Below are 18,115 nucleotides of genomic sequence, written 5' to 3' on the forward strand. Positions count from 1 at the left end.
GCATGTCCTCTGCCGTGCGCTTCGGCGTCAACTACACCCCGAGCGAAGGGTGGTTCCACCACTGGCTCGACTTCGACCTCGACTCCGTACGCGCCGACCTCGACTCGATCGCCGCGCTCGGCCTCGACCACGTCCGGGTCTTCCCGCTGTGGCCCTACTTCCAGCCCAACCGCACCCTGATCCGCCCGCGCGCCGTCGAACAACTCGTGGCACTCGCCGACGCCGCGGCCGAACGCGGGCTCGACGTCAACGTGGACGGGCTGCAGGGGCACCTGTCGAGCTTCGACTTCCTGCCCGCGTGGACGCAGACCTGGCACCGGCGGAACATCTTCACCGACCCGGAGGTGGTCGAGGCGGAGGCCGTGTACCTGCGCACCCTGGCCGCCGCCCTCGCCGACCGGCCGAACTTCATAGGCGTGACGATCGGCAACGAGGTCAACCAGTTCGCCGCCGGGCCGCATCCCGACCCGGACCGCATCACGCCCGAGCAGGCCGGAGCGTGGCTGACCCGCCTGCTCGCGGCCTGCGAGGAGGGCGCTCCCGGCAAGCCGCATCTGCACGCCTCGTACGACGCGGCCTGGTACCAGGACGACCAGCCGTTCACGCCCGAGCACTCGGCCCGGCTCGGAGCCCTCACCGCCGTCCACTCCTGGGTGTTCAACGGGACGGCCCAGCGACACGGCCGCCGGGGCGTCGCCACCGAGCACCACGCCGCCTACCTCGTCGAGCTCTCCAAGGCCTGGGCCGACGATCCCGGCCGCCCGGTCTGGCTCCAGGAGGTCGGCGCGCCCGCCCCGCTGATCCCGGCCGGGCACGCCGCCGCCTTCACCGAGGCGACCGTCGCGAACGCGCTCGACTGTCCCGACCTGTGGGGCATCACCTGGTGGTGCTCGCACGACGTCAGCCGCGACCTGGCCGACTTCCCCGAACTCGAATACAGCCTCGGCCTGTTGACGAGCGACCGGCAGCCCAAGCCCGCCGCGCGGACCCTCGCCCGGATCGTCGGCGAGGGACGGGCGCACCAGCCCTCCGCGCGCACCACCGCGCTCGTCGTCGACACCGCGCAGGGCCGCTCCGTCTGCGCCCCCGGCGGCCCCGTCTTCGAGACCTTCGCCCGGCTGACCGCCGACGGCGCCCGTCCCACCACCGTTCTCGCGAGCCGCGCCGACGACAAGGACCACCTCGCGGCCCGTGGCATCACCGAAGTCGTCACACCCGATCAGGTCACCGAGTAGCCCGTCCCCACCCGTCCCCACGACGATACGGAGCACACAGTGGACCTCAGCAGACGCGCTCTTCTGCTCGCCGGAGCCGCGGCGGCGCTCACCCCCGCCCTGCCCGGCGTCCCCGGCCGCGCGGCAGCGGCCGGCCGCGATCTCCAGCCGTACGCCTCCTACTGGTACCCGGACTCGCTGCCCTCGGGCACCCCGGGCGCCGGCATCACCTGGCGCAGCCTGAAGACATGGAGCGCCGCCGGCGACACGGACCTGGCGTTCAACGCGGCCTCCGTGCCGCTCGCCGCGCGCTTCACCCCGACCCCCGCGAACACCACGGCCCGCGCCGGCCAGGCCCGTGTCCAGTCCCTCGTCTCCTTCGGCCCCACGTCGAGCAACCCCGCCCAGGGCGCGGCCGACGCCGACTACTACGCCCTCACCCACTGGGCCTACCTCGACGAACTCGTCTTCTGGGGAGGCTCGTCGGGCGAGGGCCTGATCCTCGCGCCGAACGCCCCGATCGTGGACGCGGCCCACCGGCACGGCGTGCCCGTCCTCGGCAACGTCTTCCTGCCGCCCGTCGCCTACGGCGGCCGCCTCCAGTGGACCCGTGACCTGGTGCAGAAGGACGCCACCGGGCATTATCCGCTCGCGGCCCAACTGGTCGCGGTGGCGGCGGCGTACGGCTTCGACGGCTGGTTCGTCAACGCCGAGACCGGTGGCGGCGACACCGCGCTCGCCACCGCCGTGCTCGGCTTCCTGAAGGAGCTCAAGGCGCTCGGCGCGGCCCGGGGACAGCGCGTCACCTGGTACGACGCGATGACCGTGAGCGGCTCGGTCGGCTGGCAGGGCGCGCTCGACAACCAGAACAAGGCGTTCTTCCAGGCCGCCGACTCGATGTTCGTCGACTTCCGCTGGTCATCGAGCAGTCTGGCCTCCTCCGCCACGACCGCCCGGCAACTCGGCCGCAGCCCCTACGAGTTGTGGGCGGGCGTCGACGTCGAGGCCAACGGCACCAACGCGTCCGTCGACTGGGACGCCATCGTGCCGGCGAACAAGGCGCACGTCGTCTCGGTCGGCTTCTACCGGCCCGAGTGGACCCGCAACCACCTGCCGGCGGGCCGCACCCCCGGCGACTTCCACGCCGCCGACGACCTGTTCTGGACCGGCTCCTCCCTCGACCCCTCCCGGCCCGCCACGAACACCGCCTGGCGCGCACCGGCGCTCTCCGTCGCCGACCGCTCGACCGTCGGCTCGCTGCCGTTCGCGACCGTCTTCAACACCGGCCACGGCCTGAGGTGGTACGAGGACGGCGAGGTCACCTCGGACACCGCCTGGAACCACCTGGGTCTCCAGGACCGGCTGCCCTCCCGCCGCTGGGTGGTACGCACCACCGGCCGTCGCCCGACGGTCACCTTCGACTTCGCGGACGCCTGGCGGGGCGGCAGCAGCCTCCTGGTCTCCGGCGCTCTCGACGCGCCGACGACACTGGACCTGTACGCGACCCGGCTGCCGCTCGGCGCGGACACCGTGGTCGAGCTGACCCACCGTACGGACGCGGGCAGCACCTCCCTGGAGCTGGCCGTCGCCACCGCGGAGCCGGGCGCGGCGGGCGGGGCACCCCCGTACACCTACGTGTCCGTGCCCACCACCGGTGCCGACGGCTGGCAGACGTCCACCGTGCGGCTGACCGGGCTGTCGGGGACCGTGCACGCACTGGGCGTACGGCTGGCCCCGGGCACCGGTCCGGTCGGCTGGCGGCTGGGCCGGCTCGCGGTCCGGGACGCGACGGTGATCCCCGACGCGCCCGCCGGCCTGCGCGTCACCGACGCCGACGGCGGCAACCTGCGCTTCGCGTGGCAGGGCTCCGCGGGCGGCGTGCGCCACTACGAGCTGTACCGGACGTTCCCCGACGGCACGCGTCGCTTCCTCGGCGGCACCTGCCAGAGCGCGTTCTACGCGGGCGGTCTCACCGCCGAGCAGGGCGAGTCCGCCGCAGGATTCGAACTGCGCGCGGTGGGGGAGCTGTTCACCGTCTCGACCCCCGCCACGACCACCCACACCTGGTAAACCCGCACCCCTCACCCCACGGAGCACTCCCATGCATGACGACCGCGCCCTGGTCGAAGCCCGCCTCAAGCGTGTCCTCGACGAGCGTATCCGACCCGCCGTGTACCCCGAGTCCGTACCGCTGGAAGTGGCGGTGTGGAACGCGCCCGGAGAGCCGGTCCCGGTCGCCGAGGGACTCGCGGCCCAGCCGGAGCCGATCGAGGTGGGCGCGCGCTGGGGCGCTCCGTGGGGCACCAGTTGGTTCCGGGTCACCGGGACCGTCCCCGAGTCCTGGGCCGGCCGGACCGTCGAAGCGCTCCTCGACCTCGGATTCGACGAGAACATGCCCGGATTCCAGTGCGAGGGGCTCGTCTACCGGCCCGACGGCACCCCGGTGAAGGGACTCAACCCCCGCAACCAGTGGGTGCGCGTCGGCGCGCCGGTGGAGGGCGGCGAGGAGGTCCGGCTGCACATCGAGGCCGCCTCCAATCCGGTGATCCTCGACTACCACCCCTTCCTGCCCACCCCGCTGGGCGACAAGGAGACGGCGGGCAGCGAGCCGCAGTACACCCTCACCCGGATGGACCTCGCGGTCCTCGACGAGACGGTGTGGGAGCTGGTGCTCGACCTGGAGGTGCTCGGCGAGCTGATGGCCGAGCTGCCGGTGGAGTCCGCGCGGCGCTGGGACATCCTGCGCGCGGTGGAGCGGGCGCTCGACGCCGTCGACCTCCAGGACGTGGGCGGCACCGCCGCCGCGGCCCGTGCCCGGCTCGAGGGCGTGCTCGCCGAACCGGCCGTGCCCTCCGCACACCGGATCAGCGCCGTCGGCCACGCGCACATCGACTCGGCATGGCTGTGGCCGCTGCGCGAGACGGTACGCAAGGTGGCGCGCACGACCTCCAACATGACGGCGCTGATCGAGGACGAACCCGAGTTCGTCTTCGCGATGTCGCAGGCCCAGCAGTGGGCCTGGGTGAAGGAGCACCGGCCCGAGGTGTGGGCGCGGGTGAAGAAGGCCGTCGCGGAGGGCCGGTTCGTCCCGGCCGGAGGCATGTGGGTCGAGTCGGACACGAACATGCCCGGTTCGGAGGCGATGGCCCGTCAGTTCGTGCACGGCAAAAGGTTCTTCCTCGACGAGTTCGGCATCGAGAACGACGAGGCCTGGCTGCCCGACACCTTCGGATTCGCCGCCGGACTCCCGCAGATCATCAAGGCGGCGGGTTCCAAGTGGCTTCTCACGCAGAAGATCTCGTGGTCCCAGACCAACAAGTTCCCGCACCACACCTTCCGTTGGGAGGGCATCGACGGCACCCGCATCTTCACCCACTTCCCGCCCGTCGACACCTACAACTGCTCCATGCGGGGCAGCGAGATCGCCCACGCGGCCAGGAACTTCAAGGACAAGGGCGTCGCCCGGCACTCCCTCGCGCCCACCGGCTGGGGCGACGGAGGCGGTGGCACCACCCGCGAGATGGTCGCGAAGGCGGCCCGCCTCAAGGACCTCGAAGGCTCCGCCACCGTGGTGTGGGAGACCCCGGCGGAGTTCTTCGCGAAGGCCGAGGCCGAACACCCCGACGCGCCCGTCTGGGTCGGCGAGTTGTACCTCGAACTGCACCGTGCGACCCTCACCAGCCAGGCGAAGACCAAGCAGGGCAACCGCCGCAGCGAGCACCTGTTGCGCGAGGCCGAACTGTGGGCGGCGACCGCGGCGGTGCGGACCGGGTTCCCCTACCCGTACGAGGAGCTGGACCGCATCTGGAAGACGGTGCTGCTCCACCAGTTCCACGACATCCTGCCCGGCTCGTCCATCGCCTGGGTGCACCGGGAGGCCCGCAGGACGTACGAGCGGGTCGCCGCGGAGCTGGACGGCATCATCGGCGCGGCACAGCGCGCGCTGGCCGGTGAAGGCGCCACCCGGCTCGTGTTCAACTCCGCTCCGCACACCCGCGACGGGGTCCCGGCGGGCGCGGCCCGCCCGGCCACCGACCCCGGCGGAGTCTCGCTCACGCCGAGGGCGGGCGGCGGTCACGTCCTCGACAACGGTCTGCTGCGGGTCGGGATCGACGCCCGGGGACTGGTCGTCTCGGCGTACGACATCGAGGCCGGCCGCGAGACGATCGCACCGGACCGGGCCGCGAACCTGCTCCAGATCCACCCCGACTTCCCGAACATGTGGGACGCCTGGGACGTCGACGAGTTCTACCGCAACACGGTCACCGATCTGGTGGACGCCGACGAGGTCGGGCCCGGTGAGGACGGCGTGTCGGTCCGGATCGTACGGTCCTTCGGCGCGTCGCGGGTCACCCAGGTGCTGTCGCTTGCGCCGGGGGAGCGGCGACTCGGCATCGACACGGAGGTCGACTGGCACGAGACCGAGAAGTTCCTGAAGCTCGCCTTCCCGCTCGACGTGCACGCCGAACGGTACGCGTCCGAGACCCAGTTCGGGCACTTTCACCGGCCCACCCACACCAACACCTCTTGGGAGTCCGCCAAGTTCGAGGCGTGCAACCACCGGTTCGTGCACGTCGAGGAGCCGGGCTGGGGCGTCGCGATCGTCAACGACTCCACGTACGGACACGACGTGACCCGGACCGTGCGCGACAGCGACTCCGGTACGACCACCACCGTGCGCGTGTCCCTGCTGCGCGCCCCGCGCTTCCCGGACCCGGAGACCGACCAGGGGGTGCACCGCTTCCGGCACGCGCTGGTGCCGGGCGCCGGGATCGGGGACGCGGTGCGCGAGGGCTGGCGGATCAACCTGCCCGAGCGGCATCTGACGGGCGCGCGCGAGGTCGTGCCGCTGGTGGGCGTCGAGCAGGACGCGGTCGTGGTGACCGCGGTCAAGCTCGCCGACGACGGCAGCGGTGACGTGGTCGTACGCTTCCACGAGTCCCGCGGCGGCCGGACGCGGGCCACGCTCACCGCGGGCTTCGCGACCGGGGCCGTCACGGTGACCGATCTGCTGGAGCGGCCTCTCGCGGACGCCGCCATGCCGGAACGCGACGGCGACCGGATCACCCTGTCGCTGCGCCCCTTCGAGCTGGTGACGCTGCGGCTGAAGCGGGCCTGACCACCGTACGGGCCGCGGACCCGGCCAGGGCGAGTCGCGAAAGTCCCGCCTGCCTCGCGACGCCCGGCACACCCTAGGGCGTGAGCTGGGTCCGCAGCCACTGCTCGACCTCGCCCACGTGCGCGGCCGCGGCCGCTCTGGCCGCCTCCGGGTCGTGGGCCAGCAGCGCGCGGTGGATCGCCGCGTGCTCGCGGCGGGTCCGCTCGAAGGCGCCCTCCTCCTGGTAGCCGCGCCAGACCCGGGCGCGGAACGTGCGCGAGGACAGCCCCTCCAGGATGGCCGCCATCGTCTCGTTGCCCGCGGCGGCCGCGATCTCCCGGTGGAAGGCCAGGTCGTGGGCGAGGATCTCCTCCGGGTCGTCGGTCGCGTTCATCGCGGTGAGGTGTTTCTCCACCTCGGCGAGCTGGTCGGGGGTGATCCGCGCGGCGGCCAGTGCCGTCGCCGTCGACTCCAGGATCCGGCGCACCTCCAGCAGTTCCACCAGCCGAGGCCCGCGCGAGAGGTCGGCCACCACACCGAAGGTCTCCAGGAGGTCCCCGGCCTCCAGCTGTGTGACGTAGATGCCCGAGCCGTGCCGGGCCTCCAGCACGCCGAGAACCGTGAGCGCGCGGATCGCCTCGCGCATCGAGCTGCGGGACATGCCCAGCTGGGCGGCGAGATCGCGCTCCGTCGGCAGCCGCTGTCCTGGCTCGAGACGGCCCTCTTTGATCATCGCCTTGATCCGCTCGATGGCGCGCTGGGTCACGGTGCCCTTCTGCGGAGCGCCCTCCGTCCCGTGGGACAGGGTCTCGTCCACGCCGCCTCCTCCTGTTGCCGGGTGCGCCGCAGTCTAACCACCGATGTGGTCGGACCACTATGGCCAGAAACCCGGAAAACTTGGCTCCGCGGGGTGTTGCGGACCCAAAGTGGTCTGATAAATATTCGTCCCGGCTGGAAGAGGGACTCCGGCCACGCGTCCTGCTCGATCTCGCTCAATGAGGAGCCGTCAGATGGCCGGCAGAACAGTGCGGAACAGGCGAATCTCGTCGCGGGCAGTGAGTGCGGCGGCTGTGGCCGCCTGCGCGACCCTGGTGCTCGCGGCGTGCGGCAGCACCAAGGACGACGTCGCCTCCGGCGGCGGGGGAGGCGACGGCAGCGGCAAGGTCGGAGTGATCCTGCCCCTGCTGACCTCGCCGTTCTGGCAGTCCTACAACGACTACGTGCCGAAGATGGCGAAGTCCGAGGGCGTCGACGCCCTCAAGACCGTCAACTCCAACAGTGATCCGTCGCAGCAGATCACCGATATCAACAACCAGCTGAACCAGGGCGTGAAGGGGCTGGTCGTGGCCCCCCTGGACAGCGCCGCGATCGTCGCCGGTCTCGACCAGGCCGAGCGCAAGGGTGTCCCCGTGGTCGCCGTCGACGTGGCCCCCGACAAGGGGAAGGTCGCCATGGTCGTCCGCGCCGACAACGTCGCGTACGGCGAGAAGGCCTGCGAGTTCCTGGGCAAGCAGGTCGGTTCGGGCAAGGTCGTGCAGATCATGGGCGACCTGGCGTCGGTCAACGGCCGTGACCGCTCCGAGGCGTTCCGCTCCTGCGTGAAGAAGAACTACCCGAAGCTGAAGGTCCTGGAGATCCCCGCCAAGTGGGAGTCCGACACCGCGGCCTCCAAACTGGACACGCTGCTGAACGCCAACCCCGACATCAAGGGCATCTACATGCAGGCGGGCGGTGTCTACCTCGCGCCCACCCTGCAGACCCTGAAGTCGAAGGGGATGCTGAAGAAGGCCGGCCAGTCCGGTCACATCGCGATCGTCTCGAACGACGGCATCCCGCAGGAGTTCGACGCCATCCGCAAGGGCGAGATCGACGCCACCGTCTCCCAGCCCGCCGACGCCTACGCCAAGTACGGCATGTACTACATCAAGGCGGCCATGCACGGGAAGACGTTCAAGACCGGACCGACCGACCACGACTCCAAGATCGTCAAGCTGCCCAGCGGCATCCTGGAGGACCAGCTGCCCGCGCCGCTGGTCACCAAGGACAACGTCGACGACCCCGAGCTCTGGGGCAACACGGTCAAATGAGTACCCCACTGGTGGAGGCGCGCGGGGTGGCCAAGCGGTACGGCCCCACCGTCGCCCTCCAAGACGGCCGGCTCACCGTCCTGCCGGGCGAGTCCCATGCCCTCGTGGGACGCAACGGCGCGGGCAAGTCCACCCTCGTCACGATCCTCACCGGTCTGCAGGCCCCCGACGAGGGCACCGTCCGCTTCGACGGCGAACCCGCGCCCCCGCTCACCGACCGCGACGCCTGGCGCCGCAAGGTGGCCTGTGTCTACCAGAAGCCCACCGTGGTACCGGAGTTGACGGTCGCGGAGAACCTCTTCATCAACCGGCAGCCGACCGGACGCGGCGGACTGATCAGCTGGCGCAGACTCCGGGCCGAGGCGGCCGACGTCCTGGCGACCTGGGACGTGCGGGTCGACCCCGAGGCCCGCACCGCGGACCTCAAGGTCGAGGACCGTCAAATGGTGGAGATCGCGCGGGCGTTGAGCTTCGGCGCCCGGTTCATCGTGCTCGACGAACCCACGGCGCAGCTCGACAACCGGGAGATCGAGCGGCTCTTCACCCGGATGCGCGCGCTCCAGGAGTCCGGCGTCACCTTCCTGTTCATCTCGCACCACCTCCAGGAGGTGTACGAGGTGTGCCAGACGGTCACCGTGCTGCGGGACGCCCGCTGGATCACCACGGCGCCGGTCGCCGAGCTTCCGCGACCGGCGTTGGTGGAGGCCATGGCGGGTGAGGCGATCGCCGAACGCGCGGCCGTCCGGGACACCGCGCCCGAGGACGCGCCCGTCGTGCTGCGCACCGAAGGCCTCACCTCGGACGCGTACGACGCCATCGACCTCACCGTCCGCCGCGGTGAGGTCGTCGGGCTCGCCGGCTCCAGCGCGAGCGGCAAGATCGAGCTGGCCGAGTCGTTCGCCGGTCTGCACCGGCCGACCGGCGGAACGGCCCGTCTCGACGGCGAGCCGCTCCCGTTCGGCGACGTGCAGGCCGCGCTCAGGGCGGGCGTCGGCTGCGTGCCGCGCGACCGGCACGAGCAGGGGCTCGTCTCCGGCATGAGCATCGGCGACAACACCACCATGACCGTCCTGAACCGGCTCGGCCGCTACGGCTTCATCGCCACCGACCGCAGACGCCGGTTCGCCGACGAGCTGATCGACCGCCTCGACATCCACGCCGAAGGACCCGACCAGCCCGTCTCCGACCTCTCCGGCGGCAACGCGCAGAAGGTCGTGATGGCCCGCGCCCTCGCCTCCGACCCCCGTCTGCTCATCCTCATCAACCCCACCGCGGGCGTCGACGTGAAGTCCAAGGAGTCGCTGCTGTCCCGCGTGGACAGCGCCCGTGACGACGGCACCGCCGTACTCGTCGTCTCCGACGAACTCGACGACCTGCGCCGCTGCGACCGCGTCCTCGTCCTCTTCCACGGCCGCGTCGTCGCCGAGCACCCGGCCGGCTGGCACGACCACGAGCTGATCGCCTCCATCGAAGGAGTGGACCATGGCTACCGCATCTCCCCGGGGGGTCAACCCCGGACCCCCGGCCGAGGAGAGCGAGGCCCCGGTGACTGAGACCAAGGCCCCGCCGCTCGCCGCCGCGGGAGTGCGCGACGGGCGTGCCACCAAGACCGTACTGCTCCGCCGCGCCCGCGAACTCGCCCTCGTGCCAGCCCTGTTGCTGCTCATGGTGCTCGGCGCGATCGTCAACGACTCCTTCCTCACCGAGCGGAACCTCATCTCCATCCTCGGCGCCTCCGCGGCGCTCGCGATGGTGGTCCTCGCCGAGTCGCTCGTCCTGATCACCGGCAAGATCGACCTGTCGCTGGAGTCGGTCGTCGGTATCGCGCCCGCCGTCGGCGCCCTGCTGGTCCTGCCCGCCGCGCAGTCCGGCTGGGGCACGGAATGGTCGGCCGGGCTCGCCCTGCTGGCGGTCCTCGTCGTGGGCGGCGTCATCGGCGCCTTCAACGGCGTCCTCGTGGTGAAGTTCAAGCTCAACGCCTTCATCGTCACCCTCGCGATGCTGATCGTCCTGCGCGGCCTGCTGGTCGGCGCCACCAAGGGCAAGACGCTGTTCGGCATGCCCGACGCGTTCTTCTCCCTGGCCACCTCCACCTTCCTGCGCGTTCCGCTCTCGGTGTGGCTGGCCGCGGTCGCCTTCGGCGTCGCCGGGCTGATCCTCAAGTACCACCGGATCGGCCGCGCCCTGTACGCGATCGGCGGCAACATGGAGGCCGCCCGCGCGGCCGGTATCCGTGTCGACCGGGTGCTCCTCGGGGTGTCGGTCGTCGCGGGTGTCCTCGCCTCGGTCGGCGGCATCATGCAGACCGGCTACGTCGGCGCGATCAGCGCCAACCAGGGCAACAACATGATCTTCACGGTGATGGCGGCCGCGGTCATCGGCGGCATCAGCCTCGACGGCGGCAGGGGCACCATGTTCGGCGCCCTCACCGGCGTCCTGCTGCTGGGCGTCGTACAGAACCTGCTCACCCTCGCGCAGGTGCCGTCCTTCTGGATCCAGGCGATCTACGGCGGAATCATCCTGGTCGCCCTGATGATCGCCCGGGTGACCACCGGACGCGCCCAGGACTGACCGCCCCTTCGCTCTCGTACGGACCCCTCCGTACCCCCTGTTCCGGACCGAAAGGCCTCCCGTGTCCCCAACTGCCGCTCGCATCACCGCGGTCGACACCTACGACGTCCGTTTCCCCACCTCGCGCGAGCTCGACGGCTCCGACGCGATGAACCCGGACCCCGACTACTCGGCGGCCTACGTCGTGCTGCGCGGCGACACGGCCGACTGTCCCGAGGGACACGGATTCACCTTCACCATCGGACGGGGCAACGATGTCCAGGTCGCGGCGATCGAGGCGCTGCGGGGGCATGTGGTGGGACGGTCCGTCGAGGAGCTGTGCGCCGACCCGGGCTCGCTCGCCCGGGACCTCATCGGCGACAGCCAACTGCGCTGGCTGGGGCCCGAGAAGGGCGTGATGCACATGGCGATCGGAGCCGTCGTCAACGCCGTGTGGGACCTGGCGGCCAAGCGTGCAGGAAAGCCGCTGTGGCAACTGCTCGCCGACGCCGAACCCGAGTGGCTGGTACGCCAGGTCGACTTCCGCTACCTCACGGACGCCCTCACCCCCGAGGAGGCGCTGGAACTGCTGCGGCGCGGCAGACAGGGAGCCGCCGAGCGCGCCACGACCCTTCGGGAGAACGGCTTCCCCGCCTACACCACCTCGCCCGGCTGGCTCGGCTACAGCGACGAGAAGCTCACCCGGCTGGCCGCCGAGGCGGTCGCCGACGGCTTCACCCAGATCAAGCTGAAGGTCGGCGCCGATCTGACGGACGACGTACGACGCTGCCGGGTCGCCCGCTCCGTCGTCGGCCCCGGCATCCGCATCGCGATCGACGCCAACCAGCGCTGGAACGTGGACGAGGCCATCGACTGGACCAGGGCCCTCGCCGAGTTCGACCCCTACTGGATCGAGGAGCCCACCAGCCCCGACGACGTCCTCGGGCACGCCGCCGTGCGCAAGGCGGTCGCCCCCGTCAAGGTCGCCACCGGAGAGCACGTCCACAACCGCATCGTCTTCAAGCAGCTCCTCCAGGCCGGCGCCATCGACATCCTGCAGATCGACGCGGCCCGGGTCGCCGGCGTCAACGAGAACCTCGCCATCCTGCTGCTCGCGGCCAAGTTCGGGGTGCCCGTCTGCCCGCACGCGGGCGGCGTCGGCCTGTGCGAACTCGTCCAGCACCTCTCGATGTTCGACTTCGTGGCGCTCTCCGGCACCACCGACGACCGGGTCATCGAATACGTCGACCATCTGCACAACCACTTCCTCGACCCGGTGGTGATCCGGCAGGGTCACTACACGGCGCCCACCGCCCCGGGCTTCTCCGCCACCATGCGTCCGGAGTCCATCGCGGAGTACACCTATCCCGGCGGCACCTTCTGGGCCGCCGACCTCGCCCGGCAGGAACCCGGCAGTCAGAAGGGGGAAGCCGCATGACCGCGGACTTCGAAGGTCTCAAGGCGCTGGTGACCGGCGGTGCCTCCGGCATCGGCCGCGCCACCGCCGAGCTGCTCGCGGCCCGTGGCGCCCAGGTCGCCGTCCTCGACCTCGACCTCTCACGGGTCGAGAAGCCGCTGCTCGGCTACCGCGCCGACGTCACCGACGACGCCTCCGTCCGTGCGGCGGTGGCCGCGGCGGTCGCGGACCTCGGGGGACTCGACATCCTGGTCAACAACGCGGGGATCGGTGCCCAGGGCACCGTCGAGGACAACGACGACACCGAGTGGCACCGGGTCCTGGACGTCAACGTCCTCGGCATGGTGCGGACGGCCCGCGCCGCCCTGCCGCATCTGCGGAAATCCGCGCACGCGGCGATCGTGAACACCTGCTCCATCGCCGCCACCGCGGGACTGCCGCAGCGCGCCGTGTACTCCGCGTCGAAGGGCGCCGTGCTCTCCCTCACCCTCGCCATGGCCGCCGACCACCTCCGCGAGGGCATCCGGGTCAACTGCGTGAACCCCGGCACGGCCGACACCCCCTGGGTCGGCCGGCTCCTCGACGCCGCCCCCGACCCGGCCGCCGAACGCGCCGCGCTGGAAGCCCGCCAGCCCTCCGGACGCCTCGTCTCCGCCGACGAAGTAGCGGGCGCCGTCGCCTACTTGGCGAGTCCGCTGTCCGGCGCCACCACCGGCACCGCGCTCGCCGTGGACGGCGGTATGCAGGGGCTGCGGCTGCGGCCGGTGGGCCGGTGAGCACTCTCGGGAGAAGCGGTGTCGAGGTCAGCGCCCTGTCCTTCGGCGCCGCCGGCATCGGCAATCTGTTCACCCCGGTGAGCGACGAGGAGGCGTACGCGGCCGTGGACGCGGCCTGGGACAGCGGCATCCGCTCCTTCGACACCGCGGCGCACTACGGCCTCGGCCTCTCCGAACGGCGGCTCGGGGCGGCCCTGCGCGAGCGGCCGCGCCGCGCGTACACCCTCTCCACCAAGGTGGGCCGCCTCCTCGAGCCCACCGACACGGGCGGCGACGAGCTGGCCAACGGATTCGCCGTGCCGGCCACGCACCGCCGGGTCTGGGACTTCAGCGCCGACGGAGTACGACGCGCCCTTCAGGACGGCCTCGAACGGCTCGGCCTCGACCGCGTGGACGTCGTCTACCTCCACGACCCGGACGACCACGCCGAACAGGCCTTCCACGAGGGCTACCCGGCGCTGGAGAAGCTCCGTTCGGAAGGCGTGGTGGGTGCGATCGGCGCGGGCATGAACCAGGCCGGGATGCTCACCCGCTTCGTCCGCGACACGGACGTGGACGTGGTGCTCTGCGCCGGGCGCTACACCCTGCTCGACCACCGGGCGCTGGCCGAACTGCTGCCCGCCGCCCAGGAACGCGGCACCTCGGTCGTCATCGGGGGAGCCTTCAACTCCGGCCTGCTGGCGGACCCGCGGCCGGGAGCGACGTACGACTACGCGACGGCGCCGCGGGAGACGCTGGAGCGGGCCCTGCGGCTCCAGGAGATCGCCGGGCGGCACGGCACCACCCTGCGGGCCGCCGCGCTCGCCTTCCCCGCCGCCCACCCGGCCGTCGTGAGCGTGCTCGTCGGCGCCCGCTCGGCACACGAGGTCCGCGACTGCGCCGAGCAGTTCGCCACCCCGGTGCCCGCCGCGTTCTGGCGGGAGCTGCGGGAGACGGGACTGCTGCCCGAGGAAGCCCCCGTACCCGTACAGGACCCGTCATGAGAATCGCCCTGCACACCAAGGTGCGCGCCGACCGCGTCGACGCGTACGAGGCCGCCCACCGGAAGGTTCCCGAGGAGCTCACCGCGGCCATCCGGGCCGCCGGAGCGACCTCCTGGACGATCTGGCGCAGCGGCACCGACCTGTTCCACGTCCTGGAGTGCGAGGACTACGGCCGGATGCTCGCCGAACTGGAGAGACTGCCGGTGAACATCGCCTGGCAGGCGCGGATGGCCGAACTCCTCGACGTCGTGCACGACTACTCCGACGAGGGAGCCGCGGCGGGGCTGCCCGTCGTGTGGGAGCTGCCGTGAGGGTGGACGCGCACCACCACGTGTGGGACCTCTCCGTCCGGGACCAGGACTGGATCACCGGCCCCGGACTGCGGCCGCTGCGCAGGGACTTCGCCCTCGGCGACCTCCGGCCCGAGGCGGCCGCCGCCGGGATCGGACGGACCGTGCTGGTCCAGACCGTCACCGTGGCCGAGGAGACCCCGGAGTTCCTCGACCTCGCCGGGCGGAGCGAGCTGATCGCCGGGGTGGTGGGCTGGACCGACCTGACCCGGCCGGACGTCGCCGACGAGCTGGCCCGGCTGCGGGAACTGCCCGGCGGCCGGTACCTCAAGGGCATCCGCCACCAGGTGCAGGGCGAGCCCGAGCCCGAGTGGCTGCTGCGACCGGACGTACGGCGCGGGCTGGCGGCCGTCGCGGCGGCCGGCCTGGTCTACGACCTGGTCGTGCTGCCCCACCAACTGCCCGGCTGTGTCCGCGCCGCCCTGGAACACCCCGAACTCACCTTCGTCCTCGACCACTTGGGGAAGCCGCCGATCGCGGCAGGCACCCTGGACCCGTGGGCGGGTCATGTCCGCGCGCTGGCGGCGCTCCCCAACACGGTGGGCAAACTCTCCGGCCTGGTCACCGAGGCCGACCTCGCGAAGTGGACGGTCGACGACCTGCGCCCGTACGCCGAGACCGCCCTGGCGGCCTTCGGCCCCGGCCGTCTGATGTTCGGCTCCGACTGGCCGGTGTGCACGCTGGCCGCGTCCTACGCCCAAGTGGTCGCGGCGACGGAGGAGTTGACGGAGGTGCTCGACGAAGGGGAGCGCGCCGACGTGTTCGGCGGTACCGCCCGGCGCGTCTACCGGCTCTGATCGCCCCACTCCAGCCGCGTCGGCGGCAGGAACTCCCGCACATGGGTCCGGTGCCAGCAGGCGCCCGTCTCCCGGAGTTCGCGCCAGGTCGTGTAGCGGTAGCGGTACAGACGGGCCCGGACGTACCGGGGCGGCGCGTTCACGGGGAACGGCGAACGGCGCAGCAGCCGCAGCGTGTCGCGGTCGTTCTCCAGCAGCCGTTCGACCAGACCGGTGAACCAGGAACCGGCGTAGGCGGGGGAGAGCGCCGCGAACCACATCATCCAGTCGAGCCGCAGATGGTACGGCGCGAACTGGCGCGGCCAGCGGCGCGGATCACCGGGCTTGCCCCTGAACTCGTACTCCCGCCAGTCCGAGTCCTCGCGCGGCACCTCGTCCGAGGTGCCCTCGACGACCACCTCGTGGCGCACCCGGCTGACGCTGCCGAACGCGCCGTAGGTGTTGACCAGGCGCAGCGGGTCGAAGGAGCGGTTCATGACCTGGCGCCGGGAGACCATGTTGCGGGCGGGACGGTAGCCGAGGACCACCAGGACGGCGGCGACGGCGAGGACCACGATCTCGTACCAGAGAGGCGGTCCCGGCACCCGTGGGGGAGTGGCCGGGAACTCGACGGCGGAGAGGGCCAGCACGATCGTGGTCCAGTTCAGCCAGGAGAAGTTGCCCGACAGCACCAGCCAGAGCTGGGTGAGCACCATCAGCGAGGCGGCGGCCGTCGCGACCGGCTGCGGGGTGAACAGCAGGACGGGGACGACGAGCTGGGTGAAGTGGTTCGCGGCCACCTCCACCCGGTGCACGGGCTTGGGGAGGTGGTGGAAGAACCAGCTCAGCGGGCCCGGCATCGGCTGGGTCTCGTGGTGGTAGTCCAGGCACGTCAGCTTCCGCCAGCAGGCGTCGCCGCGCATCTTGATCAGACCCGCGCCGAACTCGACCCGGAACAGCACCCAGCGCAGCAGGAAGAGGATCACGACCGGGGGAGCGACCTCGTCGTTGCCCAGGAAGACGGCGAGGAAACCGACCTCCAGGAGCAGCGACTCCCAGCCGAACGCGTACCAGGTCTGGCCGACGTTGACGATCGACAGATACATCACCCAGGGGACGAGCCACAGCAGCATGCCGCCCCAGAGCGGGAGGTACCCGTCGAGGCCCGCCGCCAAGGCAGCGGACACCGCACAGCCCGTCCAGGACCAGACCGCGAAGAAGCGGTCCGAGTAGTGCAGGTGGAACACGCTCGGGGCGTGACGGAACGGCACCCGCGCCACGAACCGGGGCACGGGCAGCATGCCGCGCTCCCCGATCAGCGCGCGGAACTGCAGCGCCGCGCCGAGGAACGCGACGAGATACACCACGGCCAGCGCCCGCTGGAAGACCAGCCGGCTCAGCCAGTAGTCGGGGGCGGTGAACCACTCCACGGCGAGTCGCTCCTTTCCCTTTCATTGTGACGCTGGGTGATCGTCTCCGCTTGCGTGTGCCGACCGGGCGACGCAGACAATGGTCATCGACCTGTCCGGGATGAACGGGAGAACGCGGTGCGCATACCCACCCGAACCTTCGTCACGGCCTGCGCGCTCTCGGCGGCCCTTCTCGTCGCCGGGTGCGGCGGCAACGACGACGGGAACGACGAGAACACGGCGTCCGACGCCTCCCACGGCGAGATCCTCCTCCAGCCGGTCGCCGACCGGGGGCCCGACCCCTTCACCGACTCGACGGTCACCGCCACCCCGCCGCGCGTCACCCGAACGCCGCAATCGACGGCGCGGGACTCCTCGACGCCCGGCGGCACCACGACCACGGCGCACCCGGCACGCTTCCCGGGCGGTACGCCGGGCCTGTACGGCGGCACCCGGGCGGCCGCCGGCTGCGACGTCGGCCGGCAGGCCGGCCTGCTCGCCGCGGACCCCCGCAGGACACAGGCCTTCGCCCGCGCCGCGGGCATCGCACAGGCCGCCGTACCGGACTTTCTGCGCGGGCTGACGTCGGTCGTCCTGCGCGCCGACACGCGGGTCACCGACCACGGCTACCAGGACGGCCGGGTGACCGGATTCCAGTCCGTGCTGCAGGCGGGCACCGCCGTCCTCGTCGACGACCGGGGCGTGCCCCGGCTCCGCTGCGCCTGCGGCAACCCGCTGAATCCGCCGGTCACCCCGCGCGGCACCCCGGCCACCCGGGGGCAGTCCTGGTCCTCCTTCCGGCCGGGCGAGGTCATCGAGGTGACGCCCGCGCCCGCCGCGCTCACCGGCGTCACGATCATCGACCTCCACGACAACACCTGGATCGAGCGGCGGATCGGCGACGACGGGCACCGCGACGTCGTCGTCCGGCCGCCCGAGGCCGGAGCGCCCGACATCGGGCCGTCCGGTGTTCCCCCGACCGGCCCGGACACGAGTCCGCAGGCCTCGCCGTCCGCCTCCGGCCCCACGGGCCCCGGCGACTCGCCGAGCGGAGCGGGCCGGCCGCCCGAGGACTCCGACTGTGCGACGCCGACCGTGACCGTCCCGCCCGGTCCGACCGGGAGCGCCCCTGACGAGGCGACGCCCGCGCAGACCACGGTGGCGGCACCCCCGGACTGCCCCACGGCCACCGTCACCTCCTCCCCGCCCCCGACCGTGGGCGAGCCCCCGGCGGCGCCGTCGGACGAGGGGACCGGCCCCGACACCCTGCCGGAACTCCCCGGGCTGCCCGACGGCGGCGGTCCGGTGCCCGACGAGTCACCCGATGGGGGCACCGTGTTCGACGCCCCGACCGATGTCTTCGACAGCTGAGCGGACCGGGAGCCGCCGGCACGGCGGACCCCGGCCCCACTCCGTGGAGCGCCGGAAAACGGGCTCTCCACAAGTCGAAGAATC

14 protein-coding genes are annotated in these 18,115 nt (G+C 72.0%); 12 read left to right on the forward strand and 2 right to left on the reverse strand.

The genetic code is table 11. The features are described 5' to 3' along the window. Positions 1-2 precede the first annotated feature (2 nt). The 3 genes from OHB41_RS40040 to OHB41_RS40050 are packed head-to-tail and all read left to right on the forward strand — an operon-like array spanning position 3 to position 6,333. Entirely contained in the window at positions 3-1,235 is a 1,233-nt protein-coding gene (locus OHB41_RS40040) for a glycoside hydrolase family 5 protein (RefSeq protein WP_266704534.1), read from the forward strand. 39 nt (positions 1,236-1,274) lie between these two features. Continuing rightward, complete coding sequence (locus OHB41_RS40045; protein WP_266704536.1) at positions 1,275-3,284, forward strand: endo-beta-N-acetylglucosaminidase; 2,010 nt, start codon at positions 1,275-1,277, stop codon at positions 3,282-3,284. A 31-nt stretch (positions 3,285-3,315) separates the two neighbouring features. Further along, positions 3,316-6,333, forward strand: a complete 3,018-nt coding sequence (locus OHB41_RS40050; RefSeq protein ID WP_266704538.1) for an alpha-mannosidase — start codon at positions 3,316-3,318, stop codon at positions 6,331-6,333. Positions 6,334-6,406: 73 nt separating this feature from the next. Here the strand turns inward: OHB41_RS40050 and OHB41_RS40055 are convergent, their stop codons facing one another. Then, on the reverse strand, positions 6,407-7,129 hold the full coding sequence (locus tag OHB41_RS40055; RefSeq protein ID WP_211118108.1) for a FadR/GntR family transcriptional regulator: 723 nt from the start codon (positions 7,127-7,129) through the stop codon (positions 6,407-6,409). A gap of 193 nt (positions 7,130-7,322) precedes the next feature. Between OHB41_RS40055 and OHB41_RS40060 the strand changes: the two genes are divergently transcribed. The 8 genes from OHB41_RS40060 to OHB41_RS40095 all read left to right on the forward strand — a co-directional run bounded on the left by OHB41_RS40060 (position 7,323) and on the right by OHB41_RS40095 (position 15,272). After that, positions 7,323-8,399 (forward strand): sugar ABC transporter substrate-binding protein, encoded by a 1,077-nt coding sequence (locus OHB41_RS40060; protein ID WP_266704543.1) that lies wholly within the window; start codon positions 7,323-7,325, stop codon positions 8,397-8,399. Further along, positions 8,396-9,952 carry a sugar ABC transporter ATP-binding protein gene (locus tag OHB41_RS40065; protein WP_266704545.1) on the forward strand — a complete coding sequence of 519 codons (1,557 nt, stop codon included), beginning with the start codon at positions 8,396-8,398 and terminating at the stop codon, positions 9,950-9,952. Before OHB41_RS40060 ends, OHB41_RS40065 begins: the two co-directional genes overlap by 4 nt. Further along, the gene (locus OHB41_RS40070) at positions 9,945-10,970 is read left to right on the forward strand and encodes an ABC transporter permease (RefSeq protein ID WP_266704547.1); all 1,026 of its coding nucleotides are present in this window, start codon (positions 9,945-9,947) and stop codon (positions 10,968-10,970) included. The genes OHB41_RS40065 and OHB41_RS40070 overlap by 8 nt, the downstream gene beginning before the upstream one ends. Before the next feature lie 61 nt (positions 10,971-11,031). Further along, the gene (locus OHB41_RS40075) at positions 11,032-12,387 is read left to right on the forward strand and encodes an L-fuconate dehydratase (protein WP_266704549.1); all 1,356 of its coding nucleotides are present in this window, start codon (positions 11,032-11,034) and stop codon (positions 12,385-12,387) included. Continuing rightward, positions 12,384-13,142, forward strand: coding sequence for an SDR family NAD(P)-dependent oxidoreductase (locus OHB41_RS40080; RefSeq protein WP_266704551.1), 759 nt, complete (start codon positions 12,384-12,386; stop codon positions 13,140-13,142). Before OHB41_RS40075 ends, OHB41_RS40080 begins: the two co-directional genes overlap by 4 nt. Then, positions 13,139-14,125: an aldo/keto reductase gene (locus tag OHB41_RS40085; RefSeq protein ID WP_266704553.1), complete on the forward strand. Its 987-nt coding sequence runs from the start codon at positions 13,139-13,141 to the stop codon at positions 14,123-14,125. The genes OHB41_RS40080 and OHB41_RS40085 overlap by 4 nt, the downstream gene beginning before the upstream one ends. Beyond that, a complete protein-coding gene (locus tag OHB41_RS40090) occupies positions 14,122-14,436 on the forward strand; it encodes an L-rhamnose mutarotase (RefSeq protein ID WP_266704555.1) in 315 nt (104 codons plus the stop codon). The genes OHB41_RS40085 and OHB41_RS40090 overlap by 4 nt, the downstream gene beginning before the upstream one ends. Then, positions 14,433-15,272: an amidohydrolase family protein gene (locus OHB41_RS40095; protein WP_266704557.1), complete on the forward strand. Its 840-nt coding sequence runs from the start codon at positions 14,433-14,435 to the stop codon at positions 15,270-15,272. The genes OHB41_RS40090 and OHB41_RS40095 overlap by 4 nt, the downstream gene beginning before the upstream one ends. On the opposite strand, the gene OHB41_RS40100 is transcribed toward OHB41_RS40095, so the two are convergent. Continuing rightward, a complete protein-coding gene (locus OHB41_RS40100) occupies positions 15,260-16,681 on the reverse strand; it encodes a lipase maturation factor family protein (protein WP_266704559.1) in 1,422 nt (473 codons plus the stop codon). The genes OHB41_RS40095 and OHB41_RS40100 overlap by 13 nt on opposite strands. Positions 16,682-16,798: 117 nt before the next feature. Between OHB41_RS40100 and OHB41_RS40105 the strand changes: the two genes are divergently transcribed. Then, a complete protein-coding gene (locus tag OHB41_RS40105; protein WP_266704560.1) occupies positions 16,799-18,031 on the forward strand; it encodes a DUF6777 domain-containing protein in 1,233 nt (410 codons plus the stop codon). Positions 18,032-18,115 lie beyond the last annotated feature (84 nt).

This window comes from Streptomyces sp. NBC_01571 (assembly GCF_026339875.1).
Classification (GTDB): Bacteria; Actinomycetota; Actinomycetes; order Streptomycetales; family Streptomycetaceae; genus Streptomyces.